Origin of the sequence: Spongiibacter sp. IMCC21906, from assembly GCF_001010805.1 — a bacterium.
In the GTDB taxonomy this organism is placed as follows: Bacteria; Pseudomonadota; Gammaproteobacteria; order Pseudomonadales; family Spongiibacteraceae; genus Spongiibacter.
In genome coordinates this window covers 1,348,970-1,365,711 of record NZ_CP011477.1, presented here as the reverse complement: position 1 = coordinate 1,365,711, position 16,742 = coordinate 1,348,970, and the positions used below count along the sequence as shown (strand labels likewise).

General features: G+C 54.1%; 15 protein-coding genes. 10 read left to right on the top strand and 5 right to left on the bottom strand.

Annotation, left to right across the window (positions count from 1 at the left end):
- Positions 1 to 106: 106 nt before the first annotated feature.
- From IMCC21906_RS16265 to IMCC21906_RS06225, 4 genes are all read right to left on the bottom strand, one after another.
- Entirely contained in the window at positions 107 to 3,262 is a 3,156-nt protein-coding gene (locus IMCC21906_RS16265; RefSeq protein ID WP_052763399.1) for an alpha/beta hydrolase, read from the bottom strand.
- A 200-nt stretch (positions 3,263 to 3,462) separates the two neighbouring features.
- Positions 3,463 to 5,118: a chaperonin GroEL gene (gene groL / locus IMCC21906_RS06235; RefSeq protein WP_047011446.1), complete on the bottom strand. Its 1,656-nt coding sequence runs from the start codon at positions 5,116 to 5,118 to the stop codon at positions 3,463 to 3,465.
- Positions 5,119 to 5,176: 58 nt separating this feature from the next.
- On the bottom strand, positions 5,177 to 5,467 hold the full coding sequence (locus IMCC21906_RS06230) for a co-chaperone GroES (protein ID WP_047011445.1): 291 nt from the start codon (positions 5,465 to 5,467) through the stop codon (positions 5,177 to 5,179).
- Positions 5,468 to 5,688: 221 nt separating this feature from the next.
- Entirely contained in the window at positions 5,689 to 6,159 is a 471-nt protein-coding gene (locus tag IMCC21906_RS06225; protein ID WP_047011444.1) for an FxsA family protein, read from the bottom strand.
- Positions 6,160 to 6,280: 121 nt separating this feature from the next.
- Here IMCC21906_RS06225 and IMCC21906_RS06220 point away from each other — a divergent pair, with 121 nt between their 5' ends.
- Genes IMCC21906_RS06220 through IMCC21906_RS17180 form a run of 3 tightly spaced genes read left to right on the top strand, consistent with a single transcriptional unit; the run spans position 6,281 to position 8,292 of the window.
- Positions 6,281 to 7,270, top strand: a complete 990-nt coding sequence (locus IMCC21906_RS06220) for a phospholipase A (protein ID WP_047011443.1) — start codon at positions 6,281 to 6,283, stop codon at positions 7,268 to 7,270.
- Between the two features lie 28 nt (positions 7,271 to 7,298).
- A complete protein-coding gene (locus IMCC21906_RS06215; protein WP_047011442.1) occupies positions 7,299 to 7,952 on the top strand; it encodes a carbonic anhydrase in 654 nt (217 codons plus the stop codon).
- A gap of 40 nt (positions 7,953 to 7,992) precedes the next feature.
- Positions 7,993 to 8,292: an MGMT family protein gene (locus IMCC21906_RS17180; RefSeq protein ID WP_047011441.1), complete on the top strand. Its 300-nt coding sequence runs from the start codon at positions 7,993 to 7,995 to the stop codon at positions 8,290 to 8,292.
- Positions 8,293 to 8,327: 35 nt separating this feature from the next.
- Here the strand turns inward: IMCC21906_RS17180 and IMCC21906_RS06205 are convergent, their stop codons facing one another.
- Positions 8,328 to 10,241, bottom strand: coding sequence for a sigma 54-interacting transcriptional regulator (locus IMCC21906_RS06205; protein ID WP_047011440.1), 1,914 nt, complete (start codon positions 10,239 to 10,241; stop codon positions 8,328 to 8,330).
- Positions 10,242 to 10,532: 291 nt separating this feature from the next.
- Here IMCC21906_RS06205 and IMCC21906_RS06200 point away from each other — a divergent pair, with 291 nt between their 5' ends.
- The 7 genes from IMCC21906_RS06200 to IMCC21906_RS06170 all read left to right on the top strand — a co-directional run bounded on the left by IMCC21906_RS06200 (position 10,533) and on the right by IMCC21906_RS06170 (position 16,732).
- Complete coding sequence (locus IMCC21906_RS06200) at positions 10,533 to 11,015, top strand: MSMEG_0572/Sll0783 family nitrogen starvation response protein (RefSeq protein WP_047011439.1); 483 nt, start codon at positions 10,533 to 10,535, stop codon at positions 11,013 to 11,015.
- A 132-nt stretch (positions 11,016 to 11,147) separates the two neighbouring features.
- A complete protein-coding gene (locus tag IMCC21906_RS06195) occupies positions 11,148 to 12,191 on the top strand; it encodes a Nit6803 family nitrilase (protein WP_047013192.1) in 1,044 nt (347 codons plus the stop codon).
- A gap of 73 nt (positions 12,192 to 12,264) precedes the next feature.
- Positions 12,265 to 13,389, top strand: a complete 1,125-nt coding sequence (locus IMCC21906_RS06190) for an MSMEG_0568 family radical SAM protein (protein ID WP_047011438.1) — start codon at positions 12,265 to 12,267, stop codon at positions 13,387 to 13,389.
- Positions 13,382 to 14,092, top strand: a complete 711-nt coding sequence (locus IMCC21906_RS06185; protein WP_082117383.1) for an MSMEG_0567/Sll0786 family nitrogen starvation N-acetyltransferase — start codon at positions 13,382 to 13,384, stop codon at positions 14,090 to 14,092. The genes IMCC21906_RS06190 and IMCC21906_RS06185 overlap by 8 nt, the downstream gene beginning before the upstream one ends.
- Positions 14,092 to 15,135 (top strand): sll0787 family AIR synthase-like protein, encoded by a 1,044-nt coding sequence (locus IMCC21906_RS06180; RefSeq protein WP_082117382.1) that lies wholly within the window; start codon positions 14,092 to 14,094, stop codon positions 15,133 to 15,135. The genes IMCC21906_RS06185 and IMCC21906_RS06180 overlap by 1 nt, the downstream gene beginning before the upstream one ends.
- Positions 15,123 to 15,413, top strand: a complete 291-nt coding sequence (locus IMCC21906_RS06175) for an MSMEG_0570 family nitrogen starvation response protein (RefSeq protein WP_047011437.1) — start codon at positions 15,123 to 15,125, stop codon at positions 15,411 to 15,413. The genes IMCC21906_RS06180 and IMCC21906_RS06175 overlap by 13 nt, the downstream gene beginning before the upstream one ends.
- Before the next feature lie 68 nt (positions 15,414 to 15,481).
- Positions 15,482 to 16,732 (top strand): MSMEG_0569 family flavin-dependent oxidoreductase, encoded by a 1,251-nt coding sequence (locus tag IMCC21906_RS06170; protein ID WP_047011436.1) that lies wholly within the window; start codon positions 15,482 to 15,484, stop codon positions 16,730 to 16,732.
- Positions 16,733 to 16,742: the final 10 nt, after the last annotated feature.

Below are 16,742 nucleotides of genomic sequence, written 5' to 3'. Positions count from 1 at the left end.
CGCCCTCCCTGTCATCGTTTTGAATAGGCATGACGGCGATCTTAGCAAACTTTCGGGGCAGCTGGCTGCCCCGTTAGCATTGCAAACGCGATAAATAGCGACTTGATTACTGGCCTTGAACTTGCAGATCCAGCTCACCCTCGGCCGTTACCCCGTACAGCGGCAATCGCAGTTGCGCAGAGACATTCACGGCAGGGATGGTCGCGTCCCGAGAAAAGGAACTGATGTACTGAGGATGATAACCGCTGACCCACAAACCAATTTCATCGCCGGGCTGCAAACGTTCAGCAACCCCCACCAAATCTACGCTTAAGTGTTGACCCAAGCCTCTTACCGGGGCGAGCTGATCATCCAGCAACTGCCACTCGCCACTCCCTTTACGAATGCCGACACCAACAAACAAAATACTGTCGCAACCCAAGCGGATGATGGGAATACTGCCCAATGCGCAAACCTGCTCATTGAGCCCCGCCAAAGTACTGACCGTAATATCCACCTGGGGAATACCAGCCAAGATCAAACCGCTGTCATCATTAACCGTAAGCACCGGTGCAATTTGCGGTGCCTGTCCCAACAGATGCAAGGCCTGGGCCTCAACGCCGTTAGCCACATTGCTTAACTGCAATTCAGCACTGCTATAAAACTCGACCGCAGCCAAGTGGCTGAATGCCCCGCGCCGGGCTTTGAACTGATCGGCAGGAATTCGCACGGCATCGCCATCTGCCAGTGACAAACAGAGACTGTCGTCCGCTAAATAATCTGGCAGCGGCTCGTCACGAAGCGAGCTGTTTAAAAAAGCCAACTGGGCCTGACGTTGGTCAATGTCACCACAGGCGAAGTTGCCTGCCGGTGCCTGAAAATACAGCGGATCGGGTGTTTCACCAATAAAGCCAGAAATAATATGGCCATTTTCATGGGTCATCAGCCTGACTGTATTGCCTTCGCCTGCGCGATCTCGCATGCACTGATAATTCCACCACGCTTCGTTAAAGTTGAATAAGGTATCGCGAATACCCTGGGTAAACAGCACATCCACACCAAGCTGGCCATTGAAGGTATTACTTTCTGCATTTTCGATGCTGCCCAATAGATTATTATTCAACTCACTTTCGGAAAGGGTGTAAGGCATGCTCGCCTGATCGTTCAAACCACACCAGTAACGCGGACTGTGGTAACCCAACCAAGCCTCGGCGTCCCGGGGAACTTCATTGGTCGCCAAGCTGCGGGTAAGGGTTTCAACAATATAGGGGTCGATCCCCCTCGCCAGGGGCGAATCCTGGTTCTCAAAGCCGGGCAAATAACTCCCCGCCTCACCGCCGCCAACCAACAACAGCGCCCAGACTGACTTGAGTACATCACCCTGGTTCAAGCTATAAGGCAGGTAATGCCAAGTGATGTCTGGCACCATCGCATCCAGGCGCTGTTTTTCGTCAATGGCATGGGTCATCATTTGATAACCACCACCATAACTGCTGCCAATAGCGCCAACCAGCAGATTGGCGCCCATTGCAACACTGCTCGCCATGGCAGGCTGGGGCATAAACTCGCCACTGCTTTCATTGCGCCAGGCAAGATAGTCAAGGTTTTGCTCAGCCCAATCCAAAATTTGCACTTGGTCCAAGCCTTCAAAATCAGGGTCCATGACTCTGACCGAACCGCTACTGTCACCAAAGCCCCGCTGATCAATACTGATCACCACAAAGCCTTGGGCCAACAACTCAGCAATACCACTGCCCTCAAAACTCGGTGCTGCGGGGTCGCTTTCTCTGGCGCCGCCAAAGCCGTGGCTATGCAGCACCAAAGGGTGTGCGCCCTGACCTCGACCGCCGCAATTAATTTCGGCAGGCTCAAACACTTCAAAACTAATGCGCTCGCCACTATTGGATTGCAGCAAGACCTGGTGATGCCGCCCGGCCGCTACCGTCGCTAAATTATCCCCACAGGCCGCATTGGTTTGATCTGGACCGCAGCCGCGGTCATCGACGGTGGCGGTACTGGCAGTGTTGGCGCAAAGGTCTGATTCATTGCCCACGCCATCGTCGTCACTATCCCGGTCATCACTGTTATCACAGCTATCACCCAGGCCATCTTGGTCGGTATCTGTCTGCGCGTTATTTGCCACTGCGGGGCAATTGTCATTGGCGTCTGCAATACCATCTGCATCAGCATCGGGTGGCTCACAAGCATCACCAACACCGTCTTCATCGCTGTCGCCTTGATCACTGTTGGCCGTTGCCGGGCAGTTGTCGACACCATCGCCAACACCGTCGGCATCTATGTCATTAAAGCTGGTGGGCTGCTCGTCATCGCCGTCCAACACACCGTCGTTGTCATCATCATTGTCGGCATTATCACCAATGCCGTCGCTATCACTGTCGGTCGTTTCTTCTGAATTTAGCGGAAAGTCGTCCTCGCTATCAGCAACCTCGTCATTATCGTCATCGTTATCACAAACATCCCCTGCACCATCGCTATCAAAATCCAGTTGATCGGCATTGGCATCGTTGACGCAATTATCCTGCTCATCAGCCACCCCGTCGGCATCGCCGTCTGCCACTTCTACAGGGGGTTCAATTTCGCAACCCTCGGCGTCAACATTCGCGCCGGGTGAGCTTGCTGGACACTGGTCAGCCACATCACTCACCCCGTCGCTATCCGTATCGCCCCCTTTGTCGTTGTCGAATTGTCCATCGGCAATATCGGCTTCGGATTCCAGCAAATGGGTTTCTGCCTGCGCTGCGGGCAGCAGCGTCCGAGCTGCACCATTAGCGCTACGGGCAAAATCGGCTAAACCACTGTCAGTAAACTCAGCAGCACTCAGCGCAAAATCATTCGCCATTAACCCTTGTTCAGTAGCCTGCAAAGCCACTGCAGCCACAATTTCAATACCGTTATCGGGATTACCATCGGCGTCCAGCGTCAACAAAAACCGCGCCATATTAATAGCGGCGGTATCGCTTGCCGCCAAATCCCGCAGGGTAATAAAACGCTCACCTGTGGCACTGCCTAACGCCACTGAACCTATATAAAAATGAAGGGTATTGCCTCGACGATAGACAAATTCGCCCTGATTGTTAGTAACGGGGGCATTATCTGCAGCCGCTTCCTCGACACTAGCGCCGTAAGAAACACCCTGAACCAAGGAGTCGACTAACTGGCCAGTCATTTGCGGGTCGCTATTGCTACTGCCACCCCCGGATCCGCCGCCACAAGCAGTCAACGTTACACACAGAAAGCCCAGTAGAACGCGCTTAGAAACCATATGCTCACCTGATGTTTTTATTATATTTGTCAGCTCTGTCCCTACACGGCGACAGATGCAATGTTGACTACTAAAACATTAATCTAACTGAAACACAATACATAGCATATGCGTTATAAAGACCAGCACAGCAAAAGTAACGGGCATAAAAAAGCCCCGCAATTGCGGGGCCTTAGGCTTAGCTTGGGTTAAGCGGGGGACTACATCATGCCGCCCATTCCACCCATACCGCCCATTCCACCCATGCCGCCCATATCAGGCATTGCAGGGGCTTCGTCCTGTGGCGCATCTGCAATCATACACTCAGTGGTGATGATCAGACCCGCTACCGAGCCAGCGGCTTGCAGAGCACTACGCGTTACTTTGGCAGGGTCAATAATACCCATTTCCATCATATCGCCGTATTCACCGTTGCCAGCGTTGTAACCAAAGTTACCTTCACCGTTGCGGACTCTTTCCAGTACCACAGAGGCTTCAGCACCTGCGTTGCTGACGATTTGACGCAGCGGTGATTCCATTGCACGCAATGCGGCGTTGATACCCGCTGTTTGGTCTTCGTTATCGCCTTCAACAAGACCAATATTGGCAATAGCGCGAACCAGCGCCACACCACCACCAGGAACCACACCCTCTTCAACGGCAGCACGGGTTGCGTGCAGCGCGTCTTCAACGCGGGCTTTTTTCTCTTTCATTTCGATCTCGGTGGCTGCGCCAACCTTGATAACCGCAACACCGCCAGCCAATTTAGCAACGCGCTCTTGCAGTTTTTCACGATCATAATCAGAACTGGTGTTTTCGATTTGAGTGCGGATTTCAGCAACCCGTGCCTGGATGGCAGCACCTTCACCAGCGCCGTCAACAATCACTGTGGTTTCTTTATCCATTGTGATGCGTTTAGCAGTACCCAAATGGTCTAGAGTAGTTTGCTCCAGATCCATACCAATTTCTTCAGAAATAACAGTACCGCCAGTCAATACCGCAATGTCTTGCAACATGGCTTTGCGACGGTCACCGAAGCCAGGTGCTTTACATGCCGCTACCTTCACGATACCGCGCATGGTGTTAACAACCAGTGTCGCCAGTGCTTCGCCTTCAACGTCTTCAGCAACAATCACCAACGGACGGCTTGCTTTAGCAACCTGCTCTAACAGAGGCAGCAATTCGCGAATGTTGGAGATTTTTTTGTCGACCAGCAAAACAAACGGGCTGTCGTGCTCAACGCTCATATTCTCTGAATTGTTGATGAAGTAAGGCGACAGGTAACCGCGGTCAAACTGCATACCTTCAACCACTTCCAGCGCGTTTTCCAGGCCTTGGCCTTCTTCAACAGTGATCACGCCTTCTTTGCCGACTTTTTCCATGGCTTCAGCAATGATGCTGCCCACTTGGCTATCGCTGTTGGCAGAGATAGTGCCCACTTGAGAAATTGCTTTGTTGTCTGAACAAGGAATAGACAAGCTCTTAACCTGCTCAACAGCAGCGGCAATCGCTTTGTCGATACCACGTTTCAGGTCCATTGGGTTCATGCCCGCAGCAACCGCTTTCAGGCCTTCGTTGACAATGGCTTGAGCCAAAACGGTTGCCGTAGTGGTACCGTCACCAGCGTCGTCAGAAGCGCGTGAAGCCACTTCCTTCACCATTTGCGCGCCCATGTTTTCCAGCTTGTCTTCCAGCTCAATTTCTTTCGCGACTGACACGCCGTCTTTGGTCACTGTGGGAGCGCCAAAAGACTTATCCAATACTACGTTGCGGCCTTTGGGGCCCAAGGTTACTTTTACTGCGTTAGCCAGAATATTGACACCGGCCACCATGCGCTGACGTGCTTCGTTTCCAAACACAACTTCTTTTGCTGCCATGATATTTCTACCTTTTATTCACTAATTCGTTGATTTCAATGAATCCGTGGAAAAAGCCTTAAGCTTCAACCACACCGAAAATTTCAGCTTCGTTGAGGACGATCAGCTCTTCGCCATCCACCTTCACGGTGTTGCCGGAGTATTGGCCGAACATCACAACGTCACCCGCCTTTACACCAACCGGGCGCAATTCACCGCTTTCCAGCAATTTGCCTTCACCAACAGCGATAACTTCACCCTGGTTTGGCTTCTCTTTAGCAGAACCGGGCAACACGATACCACCGGCGCTTGTTTGCTCCTCTTCTTTACGACGAACCACAACGCGGTCGTACAACGGACGAATTTTCATTTGCTAAATCTCCATTAAATCAATGACTTAGATTTCTTGTGACCGGTTTAACCGGTACCACCCGGAAACTGCAATTTGCCGGGAGGCATCCCTACCCTCTCTCGAAGTCAGGATTCCTTGAGTTTCCCAGCGGGTGACACTCAACTCTTTAAGAGCCAAGCCTCCGTGGGCTGATTGGTAAATGGGGCTGCGCGGGGACATTTCAAGCCCCCCACTAAAAATTATTCTTCTTTTTTATACTCACCTTCGATGGTGACGTGACCTTGTTGCGCATTACGATCAGCTTGATTATTTGCACCGCCCGCAGGACCACCGCCCATAAAACCGCCGCCGTGCATCTGCACTACACCCCGGCGCAACATATTGGCAATCAAGCTGCGCCGCAGCCCCGGTATCAAACAGGCAAAGCCGATAGCATCGGTAAAAAAGCCCGGCGTGAGCAGCAGTGCACCGCCCACAGCCAGCATCAAGCCTTCCAGAATCTCGGTAGCAGGGACCTCGCCACTATTAAGTCGGTTTTGAGCACGGGTCAGGGTATGCAGGCCTTGGCGCTTCAGCAATGAGGCACCAATCACCGCTGTTAACATCACCATGGCAATCGTCGGCACCGCACCAATAATGGAGCCCACCTTAATGAGCACCCACATTTCCAAAATCGGCATGACAATAAACAACAGGAATAGCAATCGCATGAGCTTCTCGCAATAATCTCTTTCAAAGTATCTTGGGGCTTTGACAGATAAATCAAGTTAAGGCTCCATGCTATCTACTGATATACAATAGCCGCCGCCCATCTGACCATAAGGTTTGTGAATGCGAAAAATAATCAGCATTTTTCTGCTGTACTGCATCAGCCTGTGTAGCCATGCTCAAGATTCACGCGACATGGCAAAATGTCTGCAACTGGCAGCCATGTCGGCCTCCGATGCGACTACCGTTGGCGAGCTACGCATCATCTGCGAACAGCGGCTACAGGCCGCCGACCCAGATGCCGCGATTGAACGGTCTGAAATAGGTGTAGTGGAACAGCGGGTTGCGTTGGAGCGGTATTCCAACCAGAACCCCTTTGTACTAACCCCACACCGCAGCAACTATGTGTTGCCCGCCTCCTATCGAGATAATATTTCAGATTTTCGTGACAGCCTGCCCAGTGCCCCGGACAAAATTGACAATGTCGAGCTGGAGTTTCAGCTCAGTATCAAAGTGCTGGTCTGGGAAGACATTATCAACAACAACGGCCATCTCAGCGTCGCCTACACCAATCGCTCCTTTTGGCAGGCCTATAACAGCGATGCCTCAGCGCCGTTTCGGGAAACCAACCACGAACCCGAGTTTATCCTCAGCTTTGAGAATGACTGGGAGTGGATGGGCATTCGCAATGTTGCCAACCAAGTCATCCTCAACCACCAGTCAAATGGCCGGGGCGAGCCGCTGTCACGAAGTTGGAACCGGCTAATGTTTAACATGGTGTTTGAGCGTGACCGCTTTGCCATGTCCTTCAAACCTTGGTACCGATTTAAAGAACATGGCGATGACGACGACAACCCCGATATTGAAAAATACCTTGGTCACTTTGAGTGGCTGGGGCTCTACCAATGGCACAATAAAACCCTCAGTCTGATGCTGCGTAATAACCTGCGCAGCGACAACAAAGGCGCAGTTGAAATTGGCTGGAGCTTTCCGATCAGTTCTCGGGTAAAAGGCTATATAAAATATTTTAATGGCTATGGCGAAAGCCTGGTGGAATACAACCATTCCGTAGAAAGTATCGGTATTGGTGTACTGATCAGCGACTGGCTATAAAAAATCAGATTAACAACAGGACCTCACTATGATTACTGCTCAAGAAGCTTTGCAAAGACTAAAAGATGGCAACCAACGCTTTGTCGAGAGACTGAATAGCGACGCTGAAAACTGTGTTATGGCCAAACAGCCTGAACTGGTTGAAATTCAAAACCCCATGGCCATTGTACTCGGCTGCTCCGACGCACGGGTGCCCGCCGAAATCGTCTTCGATCAAGGACTGGGCGACCTGTTTGTTATCCGGGTGGCGGGCAATATTGTTGCACCTTCAGGTATCGGCAGCGTGGAATTTGCCGCGTTAAACTTTGGCACCCCGCTGGTAGTTGTGCTGGGACACTCCAACTGCGGCGCCGTTAAAGCCACCGTAGACGCCTTAACAGGAAGCAGCAAAGTCCCGTCAATTAACCTTCACGCCATCGTCAAGCGCGTACGCCCCGCCGTCGAAAGCATGCTCGCCACCGAACTGCGTCATGATCGAGATGCGCTGATTCACCAATCGGTGCGCGCCAATGTTCGCAGCTCGGTTGAACACCTCAGCAGCGGCTCCCCGATACTGGAAAGCTTGATCAGCGAAGGCAAGTTAATGGTCGTCGGCGCGGAATACTCCTTGGAAAGCGGTGAAGTCGACTTCTTTTATGAGGATTACTGGGAACGTATTCGTAAACTGAATCCCGAGCCCTAATTACCATTCGACAAGCACCGTCGTTTTGCATGAAATAGCCATGAACGATAGCCAAAAAATCTATCAGGTTTTGCATAGCATTCCCAAGGGGCGCTTATGCAGTTATGGCGAGGTAGCCAAACTGGCAGGCCTGCCCGGCAAGGCCCGCTGGGTAGGCAAACTCCTTAGCCAGCTGCCAGCAGATAGCAAACTACCGTGGTTTAGAGTGATCAACGCACAGGGGAAAATCAGCTTTCCACCAGGAAGCGAAAGCCATTCTCGCCAACTGAATCATTTAATAGAAGAGGGCAGCGCCGACCACCAAGGCAAAATTCTCTGGCGAGAATGCCGTTGGTGCTGACCCGCAACCCCTCTTACCAGCGCTCCCCAAAAACCCTACCCCCGCTGCAAACCCATCCGCTTAATCCTCGAAGCTAGCGTGGTAGGTTTCATACCCAACAGCGCCGCAGCACCATCACTGCCAAATAACTTCCAATTACAGCGCTCTAATGCTGCCAACATATTACGTCGCAAAAAGGCCTGCATTTCATCGTCAGACAGAATGCTTTTCGAGTCGTCCTCCATCTCCCCCGACGGTGCTACCGCCTGCTCCACCGACACTGGCAAATCTATTGCAGCACGGCCATTACGGGCTGTAATAGCCGCCCGCTCCATTACATTCTGTAATTCTCTGATATTGCCGGGCCAGTTATAAGCCTGCAAGCGACGTAGATCTCCTTGGGTCAGGCGACCACCGCCCTGATTGAATTTTTGACAGGCCTGGTCAAAAAAGTGGCTGGCCAAAAGGCCAATATCTTCACCCCGATCCCTCAGCGGTGGTGAATGAATAGGAAATACGTTGAGGCGAAAATACAGATCCTCGCGAAAATACTGCCGGGCCACTTCCCCTTTTAAATCCTTGTTGGTTGCTGCAATGATGCGCACATTGACATCCCGGGTACGCTCTTCTCCCACCCGTTCCAGCTGTCCTTCCTGCAAAACCCGCAGCAATTTACTTTGCAACTCCAACGGAATTTCCCCTACCTCGTCCAAAAACAAGGTGCCGCCATTTGCCAATTCAAAGCGACCAATACGATCTCTGACTGCGCCAGTAAATGCGCCCCGGATATGACCAAAGAATTCGCTTTCAAACAGCTCATGGGGAATGGCGGCGCAATTTACCCTGATCAGAGCGTTATCCTTTCGAGGGCTAGCTTCGTGAATGGCTCTGGCTATCAGCTCCTTGCCGGTACCAGACTCCCCGGTAATCAAGACGTTCGCCTCAGTCTCGGCCACCATCTCTATTTGCTGTAAGAGTCGCCGCACCGATTCACTGTCGCCAAGGATGCCATGGTATCGCTGCTCGATCAGAATCTCCTGCTGCAAGTAAGCGTTTTCATCTTCCAGACGAGATTTTAAATCACCTAATTCCTCCAAAGCATCACGTAATTTACGCTCGGTTTCGATCCTAGTGCTGATATCACGAAACACCACTACCGCGCCAATAATGGCGCGATCTTTAATTATTGGCGTGCTGGTAAACTCTACCGGGAAAGGCGTGCCGTCTTGCTTCCAGAAGATCTCTTGCCCCCCTTCGTGCACCACTCCATCGCGAATAGCCGCGTAAATCGGGCACTCCTCTACAGGGTAATGGCGACCATCTTCATGAGTGTGGTGGTGGACATAGTGAACATTGTGACCCAGTACATCTCGATCGCTACGACCAAATAGCCTCATCGCCGCCGGATTCATAAAAGTGCACAAACCCTGAGTATCAACGCAGTAAATGCCATCTCCCACCGAGGTCAACATCAGCAGATTTTCCCGCTCGCCTTGTTGGAAGATATTCTGTAAATGCTTCCACTCAAGCAGGCCACCGCGAACGATGCGGTCGGCCTGAGCCAGCTCCCGGCTCTGCTCATCTGAGCGCACATCTCGAATGGCAACAACCAAATACTCTCTGCGCTTAATCACCGCCCGGGCACCCGCCAGCTCAACGGGCACATGTTCACTGTTTTTGAGCCGACATGAAATTCGCGAGCTCCAAGCCCGTCCTTGGGCCATCACCTGTTCAGTAAAAACGATTAATTGGCCCAGCTCTCGGCCGTGAATGCGGGAAATAGGCATGCGGAGAATTTCGGCGCGGCTGTAGCCCAATAAATCACAGGCCGCAATATTACAGTCGATGTACTGGTTATTATGGGGGTCAAGTAACATCAGTGGTTCAGTGCATTGCTCAAAAGCAGCGTGACGCATCCAGTAAGCCAGCTTTCCCCACTCATCGTTAGTGTCCAACAGATCAAAGCGCATATGAGACTCCCCTTGCAGAACCCCATATTACTACGCACTTGCGTAACATAGAAAACGAATATTCGTAGAACTACGCATTTGCGAATAACTTTTTAATGCGAGATTCTCAGCATTCAGCCCAAAACAAAACTAATAAATCCCATAAAGCACTGTTTTTATTTGATTTTATAATCCTCAGCAAAGATTTTTTCACTACCCAGTTCAGACTGGTACAGCTTTCGCTCTAACAAGGTCAGGCAGACTGCTTGTCGAACTGCCCTTAACCCGCTCACAGCTACTGAGGAAAAATCTATGCCTACTGTGGAGACAGCCCATTACAAAGATGGTGACTTTCTGGTCGATTACGAAGAGAAAGTGTTTGAGGACGTCCAAGCCGCACCCGGAGCCAAAGCCCTGATCACCTTCCATACCGTTGCCTTTGAGGGCTCGATTGGTCTGGTCAACCTGCTGCAAGCCAAGCGCCTGCTAAGAAAGGGCTTTGAAACCAAAGTGCTGCTCTACGGACCCGGCGTACAACTAGGCGTCCAGCGCGGCTTCCCCACCCTCGGCGCCGAAGCATTCCCCGGCCACCTAGCCTGCAACAACCAGCTCAAGGCCTTTATGGAGGAAGGTGGTGAAGTCTATGCCTGCCGCTTTGCCCTGCAAGCACTCTACGGTCAGACCGAAAAAGCCCTGATTGAGGGAATTCGCCCCATAAACCCACTGGATGTGATGGACCTGCAACTTCTAATGGCTAGGGATAACGCCTTTATGGTCCACACATGGACCACCTAAGGCCGCGCTACACATGCACCATTAGCAACAAACGCCGTAATCAGGGTGGGTGCGCGCTGCGCCCCATTCCTGGCAGATATTCCGCTTGCCGCCAACGTGGCAGCAAGCACCCACACCACAACTGAGGACACTATGGCCAAGATACTTGCCGCCGCCGTGCAGTGCAGCCCCTCGCTCTACTCTTGTGAAGGCACGGTTAGCAAAATTTGCGACTGGATCGAAAAGCTGGCCCAGCAGGGGGTGCAGTTTGCCGTGTTTCCCGAAACGGTGGTGCCTTACTACCCTTACTTCTCCTTTGTGCAGGCACCCTACGCCATGGCTAAGCAGCACCTGCAACTGATGACCGAAGCCGTGACGGTGCCATCCCGGCACACCCAGCACATTGCCGCCGCCGCCGCCAAAGCCGGCATGGTGGTGTCGGTAGGGGTTAACGAACTGGACGGCAAAACCCTGTACAACGCCCAACTGTTGTTTGATGCCGATGGCCGTTTGATCCAGCACCGCCGCAAAATTACCCCCACCTACCACGAACGAATGGTCTGGGGACAAGGGGATGGCAGCGGCCTGAGCGCAGTGGATTCCGCCGTAGGCCGCATCGGTTCGCTGGCTTGCTGGGAGCACTACAACCCACTGGCCCGCTACGCTTTGATGGTCGACCGGGAAGAAATTCACGTTGCCACCTTTCCCGGCTCTTTGGTGGGTGAAATTTTCGCCGAACAAATTCAAGTCACCATCCGCCACCACGCATTGGAGTCGGGCTGTTTCGTTGTCAACGCCACCAGCTGGCTGAGCCCAGAGCAACAACAACAGGTGGTGGACGACACCGGTGGTCCCCTCGCCGCCATCAGTGGTGGCTGCTTTAGCGCCATTGTTTCACCGGAAGGGCGCCTGCTGGGCGAGCCCTTAACCAGCGAATCCGGAGAGGGCGCTTGTATTGCCGAGCTAGATATGGCGCTGATCGCAAAACGTAAACGGATGATGGATTCGGTGGGCCACTACAGCCGCCCGGAGCTGCTCAGCCTGTTGATTGATCGCAGCCCCCGGCCCCACAGCCAAGCGATATCGGCAACAGCCGACCTTCAACCCAGCAACACCGACTTTCAGCCCAACAGCGCTGAGAATGAATCCCGGGGCGATCTTGACCTGCCCGCGGCAAGCGCTGGACCGGGCCATTGAGGACAGCGGCGAACTCAACGGGCACCCCCTCCACGATGAAACCGCAACGGGAATGATATTCAGGAGAGCAGTGATGACGATAGATCCACAACAGCTTACCCGCCTGCAAAGCCATGGTATCCACTGGCAACACGAGGACCTCGGTCTGGTACGCCGGGGCGGTGCGGGTCCCACCGACCACAAGGCCCTGGATTTCCACGGCCAGACCGCTATGATTCCGGTCTTCAACCGGCCAGCCAGCGGGGCCCACTTCTCCGCTAAACTTGACTCGAGCAGCCAGCAGGTTGAGGTATTCGAGGGCGGCCAGCTGATTGCCAAAACCAGCGTCCCCATGCAACCCCAGTTTTATAATTTATGTACAGCCGAGGGCATACCCTACAGCCAAATTGCCACCCTCCACAGCAAGGATGTACTGGCAACAACGGTTTTGCAGGAATGCGTCCGCTACCGCAACCGCAGCACCTCCTGCCAATTCTGCGCCATTGAGGAATCCCTCAAGTTGGGCAAAACTATCGCCCACAAACGCCCGGAGCAATTGGCCGAGGTCGCAGCTGCCGCCGTCGCCCTGGATGGCGTCAGTCAGATGATCATGACCACAGGCACCCCCAAAACCCTCGACCGGGGCGCGGCAGTGTTAGTGGAATCGATCAAGGCCGTCAAAGCCAGAGTGAACATCCCCATTCAGGCCCAATGCGAACCGCCCAGTGAGGACATTTGGCTGGAACGGCTCAAAGACGCCGGCGCCGACGCACTGGGAATGCATCTTGAAGCAGTCAGCGAGCGGGTACGCAATGCCATTATGCCGGGCAAGGCGAGCGTGCCCTTGAACCGCTATATGTCGGCTTTTGCCAAAGCGGTGTCCCTGTTCGGAGCTGGTAATGTCAGCACCTACATTCTGGCCGGGCTGGGCGACACCGAAGATGAAATCATCACCATGAGCCTAAACCTCATAGACATGGGCGTCTATCCCTTCGTAGTGCCCTTCGTACCGGTGGCCGGCACCCCCCTGGCAGATCACCCACGGCCGGACCCTGCAATGCTCGATCGTATCTTCTGCGTTCTCGGTCCAGCGCTGGCCAACAGCAATATGCAATCGGAAGCCCTCAAGGCTGGCTGCGCCAAATGCGGCGCCTGCTCCAGCCTGAAAAGTTATGAGACTGCCCTTCCAAACCGACAATTAGAGGTGGTCAATGCCTGAGATCACCCAAAGCCGTCACCACCGAGCGACGCCAAGTCGGCATTTCTACGCCATTACCGCCAGCGTGAGTCGTCAGATTCAAGGCGGCAGCGAGTCTCTTAGCCAGGCCTATAGCCGGGTTGAACTGGGCGCGAGCGGCCATGCTAGCGACAGTTTCGGCGAGTTTCACACTACCCAAATCAGTGTCCGACCAGCGACGGCCTCCTGGGAGCGGGCCCGCTATTTTGCTCTGCGCAAAAAGGTCTTCTCCGGAGAGCAGCAACTGCCAATACAAGAGCAGGATGGCGAAGACTTCCGCGCCACTGCCATTATCGCGCTCGCCAATCTGTGCGGCATCAGCGACGACGTGGTCGGCGCGGTGAGAATTTTTCCAGTGGATGACCCCCGTTGGCCAGGTCTTTGGTTTGGTGGACGGCTGTGCGTAGTCAGGCCCTACCGGGGACGGGCCGGCATCGGCAAGGCTCTGATCAACACCGCCGTCAGCCGGGCAAAACACCTGGGCTGCCAGCACTTCCACGCCTTTGTGCAAAAACAGAATGGCCGCTATTTCAGCAGCCTGCACTGGCACACCATCGAAGAGCTGGACATTGGCGGTCGCCCCCATTTGCGCATGGTCGCCGATCTGAATCACTATCCTCTGCCCCAGCTGCCGCCACCAACCCTGCTGCTTGACGAGCCAGCACAGACCCGGGAGACATGCTGATGCGCCCCCTGCACAAGCGGCCAAGCTTTACCCTGAGCCCAGAAGAGCGCCAATTGCAGTTGGCCGAACTTTGTCAGCAGTTGCGCGAGCTGCCGGAAATCGCCAGTAAATCAGCTATCCGCCATGCCGCCGCGCTCAGCGCCCAGAGCAGCGCTGAGTCCCTTAGCTTGCAACAGCGCTACGCCGCCCCGGGCGATGACTGCGCCGCCTTTGCCTGCACTGATGGCTATCAACTATTGGCCATGGAAGGCATGCTGCCTGACTTTGTCGCCAAGGACCCCAAGGCGGCTGGCTGGTCCTCGGTCATGGCCAACGTCAGCGACATCGCCGCCATGGGCGGCCGCCCAACCGCCATCGCCAATGCCTTTTGGCATCACGACGACGAGGCCAGCAAGGAGCTGCTGTTTCATATCAAACGCGCCTGTGACGTGTTTGGCCTGCAGTTTGCCGGGGGGCACAGCAGCATCCGCAGCGACTACCGGGCCAACCTGGCAGTGGCCATTATTGGCCACGCCCACAAGCTGCTCTCCTGCCACCACCTGCGGCCGGGGCAACGCCTATTCATTCTCAGTGACTTCACCGGCAGCTGGCACGGCAAGCAGCCCTACTGGGGTTGTGTGGGCGGTAAAAGCCCAAAACAGATTCGCCAGCAATGGCAGTGCCCCGCCGAGCTGGCCGAACGGGACCTGGCTGTGGCCGCCAAAGATATCAGTGGTGGCGGCGTGCTGGGCACCCTGCTGATGATGCTGGAACTGACCGGCTGCGGCGCCACGCTGGATATCAGCGCCATTCCCCGGCCACCCGGCGACCTGCTTCGCTGGCTGCGGGCATTTCAGGCCTTTGGCTTTTTGCTGGCGGTGGAGCCCGACCAGGTCCAAGGACTGATCGGCTACTTTCAACACAGCCACCTGAGCTGTATCCCGGTTGGCACGATTACTGGCAGCGGTTGCATCGAGCTGGACTATTACGGCAGCCGGGAAACCTTCTGGGACCTCAAACAAAACACTCTCACCGCCATGGGAGGCAGCACATGCCCGCAGTAAATTTCACCCTGATCTGGCCCGATGGCGAGCAGGCCCAGTACTACTCGCCCTCCACCGTGATTTACCAGCACCTTGAGGCGGGCACCAGCTACAGCCAGCGGGACTTCGGTGAGCGTATTCGTCAGGCACTGACCCGGGCATCGGACCGGGTCCAGGAGCGCTTCGGCTACGCCTGTTCCGCTGCCAGCGCCGAGCTAGCGACTCTAGAAACGAAGCTCAAACAACTCCACACGCAAAAAATCAGCGGCGAAATTCAAGTACTGGAATTTCGCCAATAAACCCTTTCACAAACAGCCAGATCCCAGCACCTTCTCCAACACAAGTACGGACATAAACAGGATTAATCATGAACACCCTAACCGAACATTACAGCTGCATTATCATCGGCGCTGGCCAGGCCGGCCTATCAATGAGCTACTGCCTGAGCCAACAAGGCATCGACCATATCCTACTGGAACGCAACGACCGGGTGGCCAGCAACTGGCGCAACGAGCGCTGGGACAGCTTCTGCCTAGTCACACCGAATTGGCAATGCCAATTGCCGGGCATGCACTACGCCGGTAACGATCCCGACGGTTTTATGGTCAAAGATCAAATTATCGACTATGTCGAAAGTTATTACCGTTTCAGCCAAGCACCGGTGCGCTTCAATAGTCCGGTGACCAGCGCGACCAAGGAAAATGGACGCTTCAAAGTAGCGTGCGGTGGCCAACACTACTCGGCCGAGCATTTGGTGGTTGCTACCGGCGGCTATCACCATCCTAACATTTTGCCCGCCGCCAAAGGCATGCCGGACAAGGTGGCACATATCCATTCCCGAGATTATCGCAACCCCCAACAGCTGCCCGACGGCGAAGTAATGGTCGTGGGAACAGGTCAGTCCGGCTGCCAGATCGCCGAAGACCTCCATCTGGCTGGCCGCCAGGTTCATCTCTGCGTCGGCAATGCGCCCAGAGTTAACCGTCGCTATCGAGGCAAAGACGTAGTCAACTGGCTTGAAGAAATGAGCTACTACGAGACTACCATCGACGAGCACCCTGAAGGGAAAAATGCCCCCCATGCCACCAATCACTACGTGACCGGTCGCGATGGCGGCAGAGATATCAACCTGCGAATTTTTGCTCAGCAAGGGATGAAACTGTATGGCCGCATCCGTTCATCCGAAGCTGGCACCTTGAGATTTGACAGGGACTTATTAGATAACCTGGACTACGCCGACAGCGTGGCCAAGCGCATTACCAACGGCATTGAAAGTTATATCCAAGAAAACGGTATTGCCGCCCCCCCTGACGACAACATTCACAGCGATTATCAACCGCCCATGATGGAACAACTCAATATGAATAATTCAAACATCAGCGCCGTGGTCTGGGCCACTGGCTTCAAAAGTGATTACAACTGCCTGAGGATGGATGCTCTAGATGAGAAAGGCGCCCCTTTACAGCAGCGAGGTGTCAGCCCTATTGAGGGTCTCTACTTTCTCGGTCTGAACTGGATGAACACCTGGGGCTCGGGCCGCTTCTTCCATGTCGGTCGGGACGCCGCTTTTCTGGCAGGGGTAATAACTAACCGACACCTGCGGCGCAAATCTGCGTAATCGCCGCAGT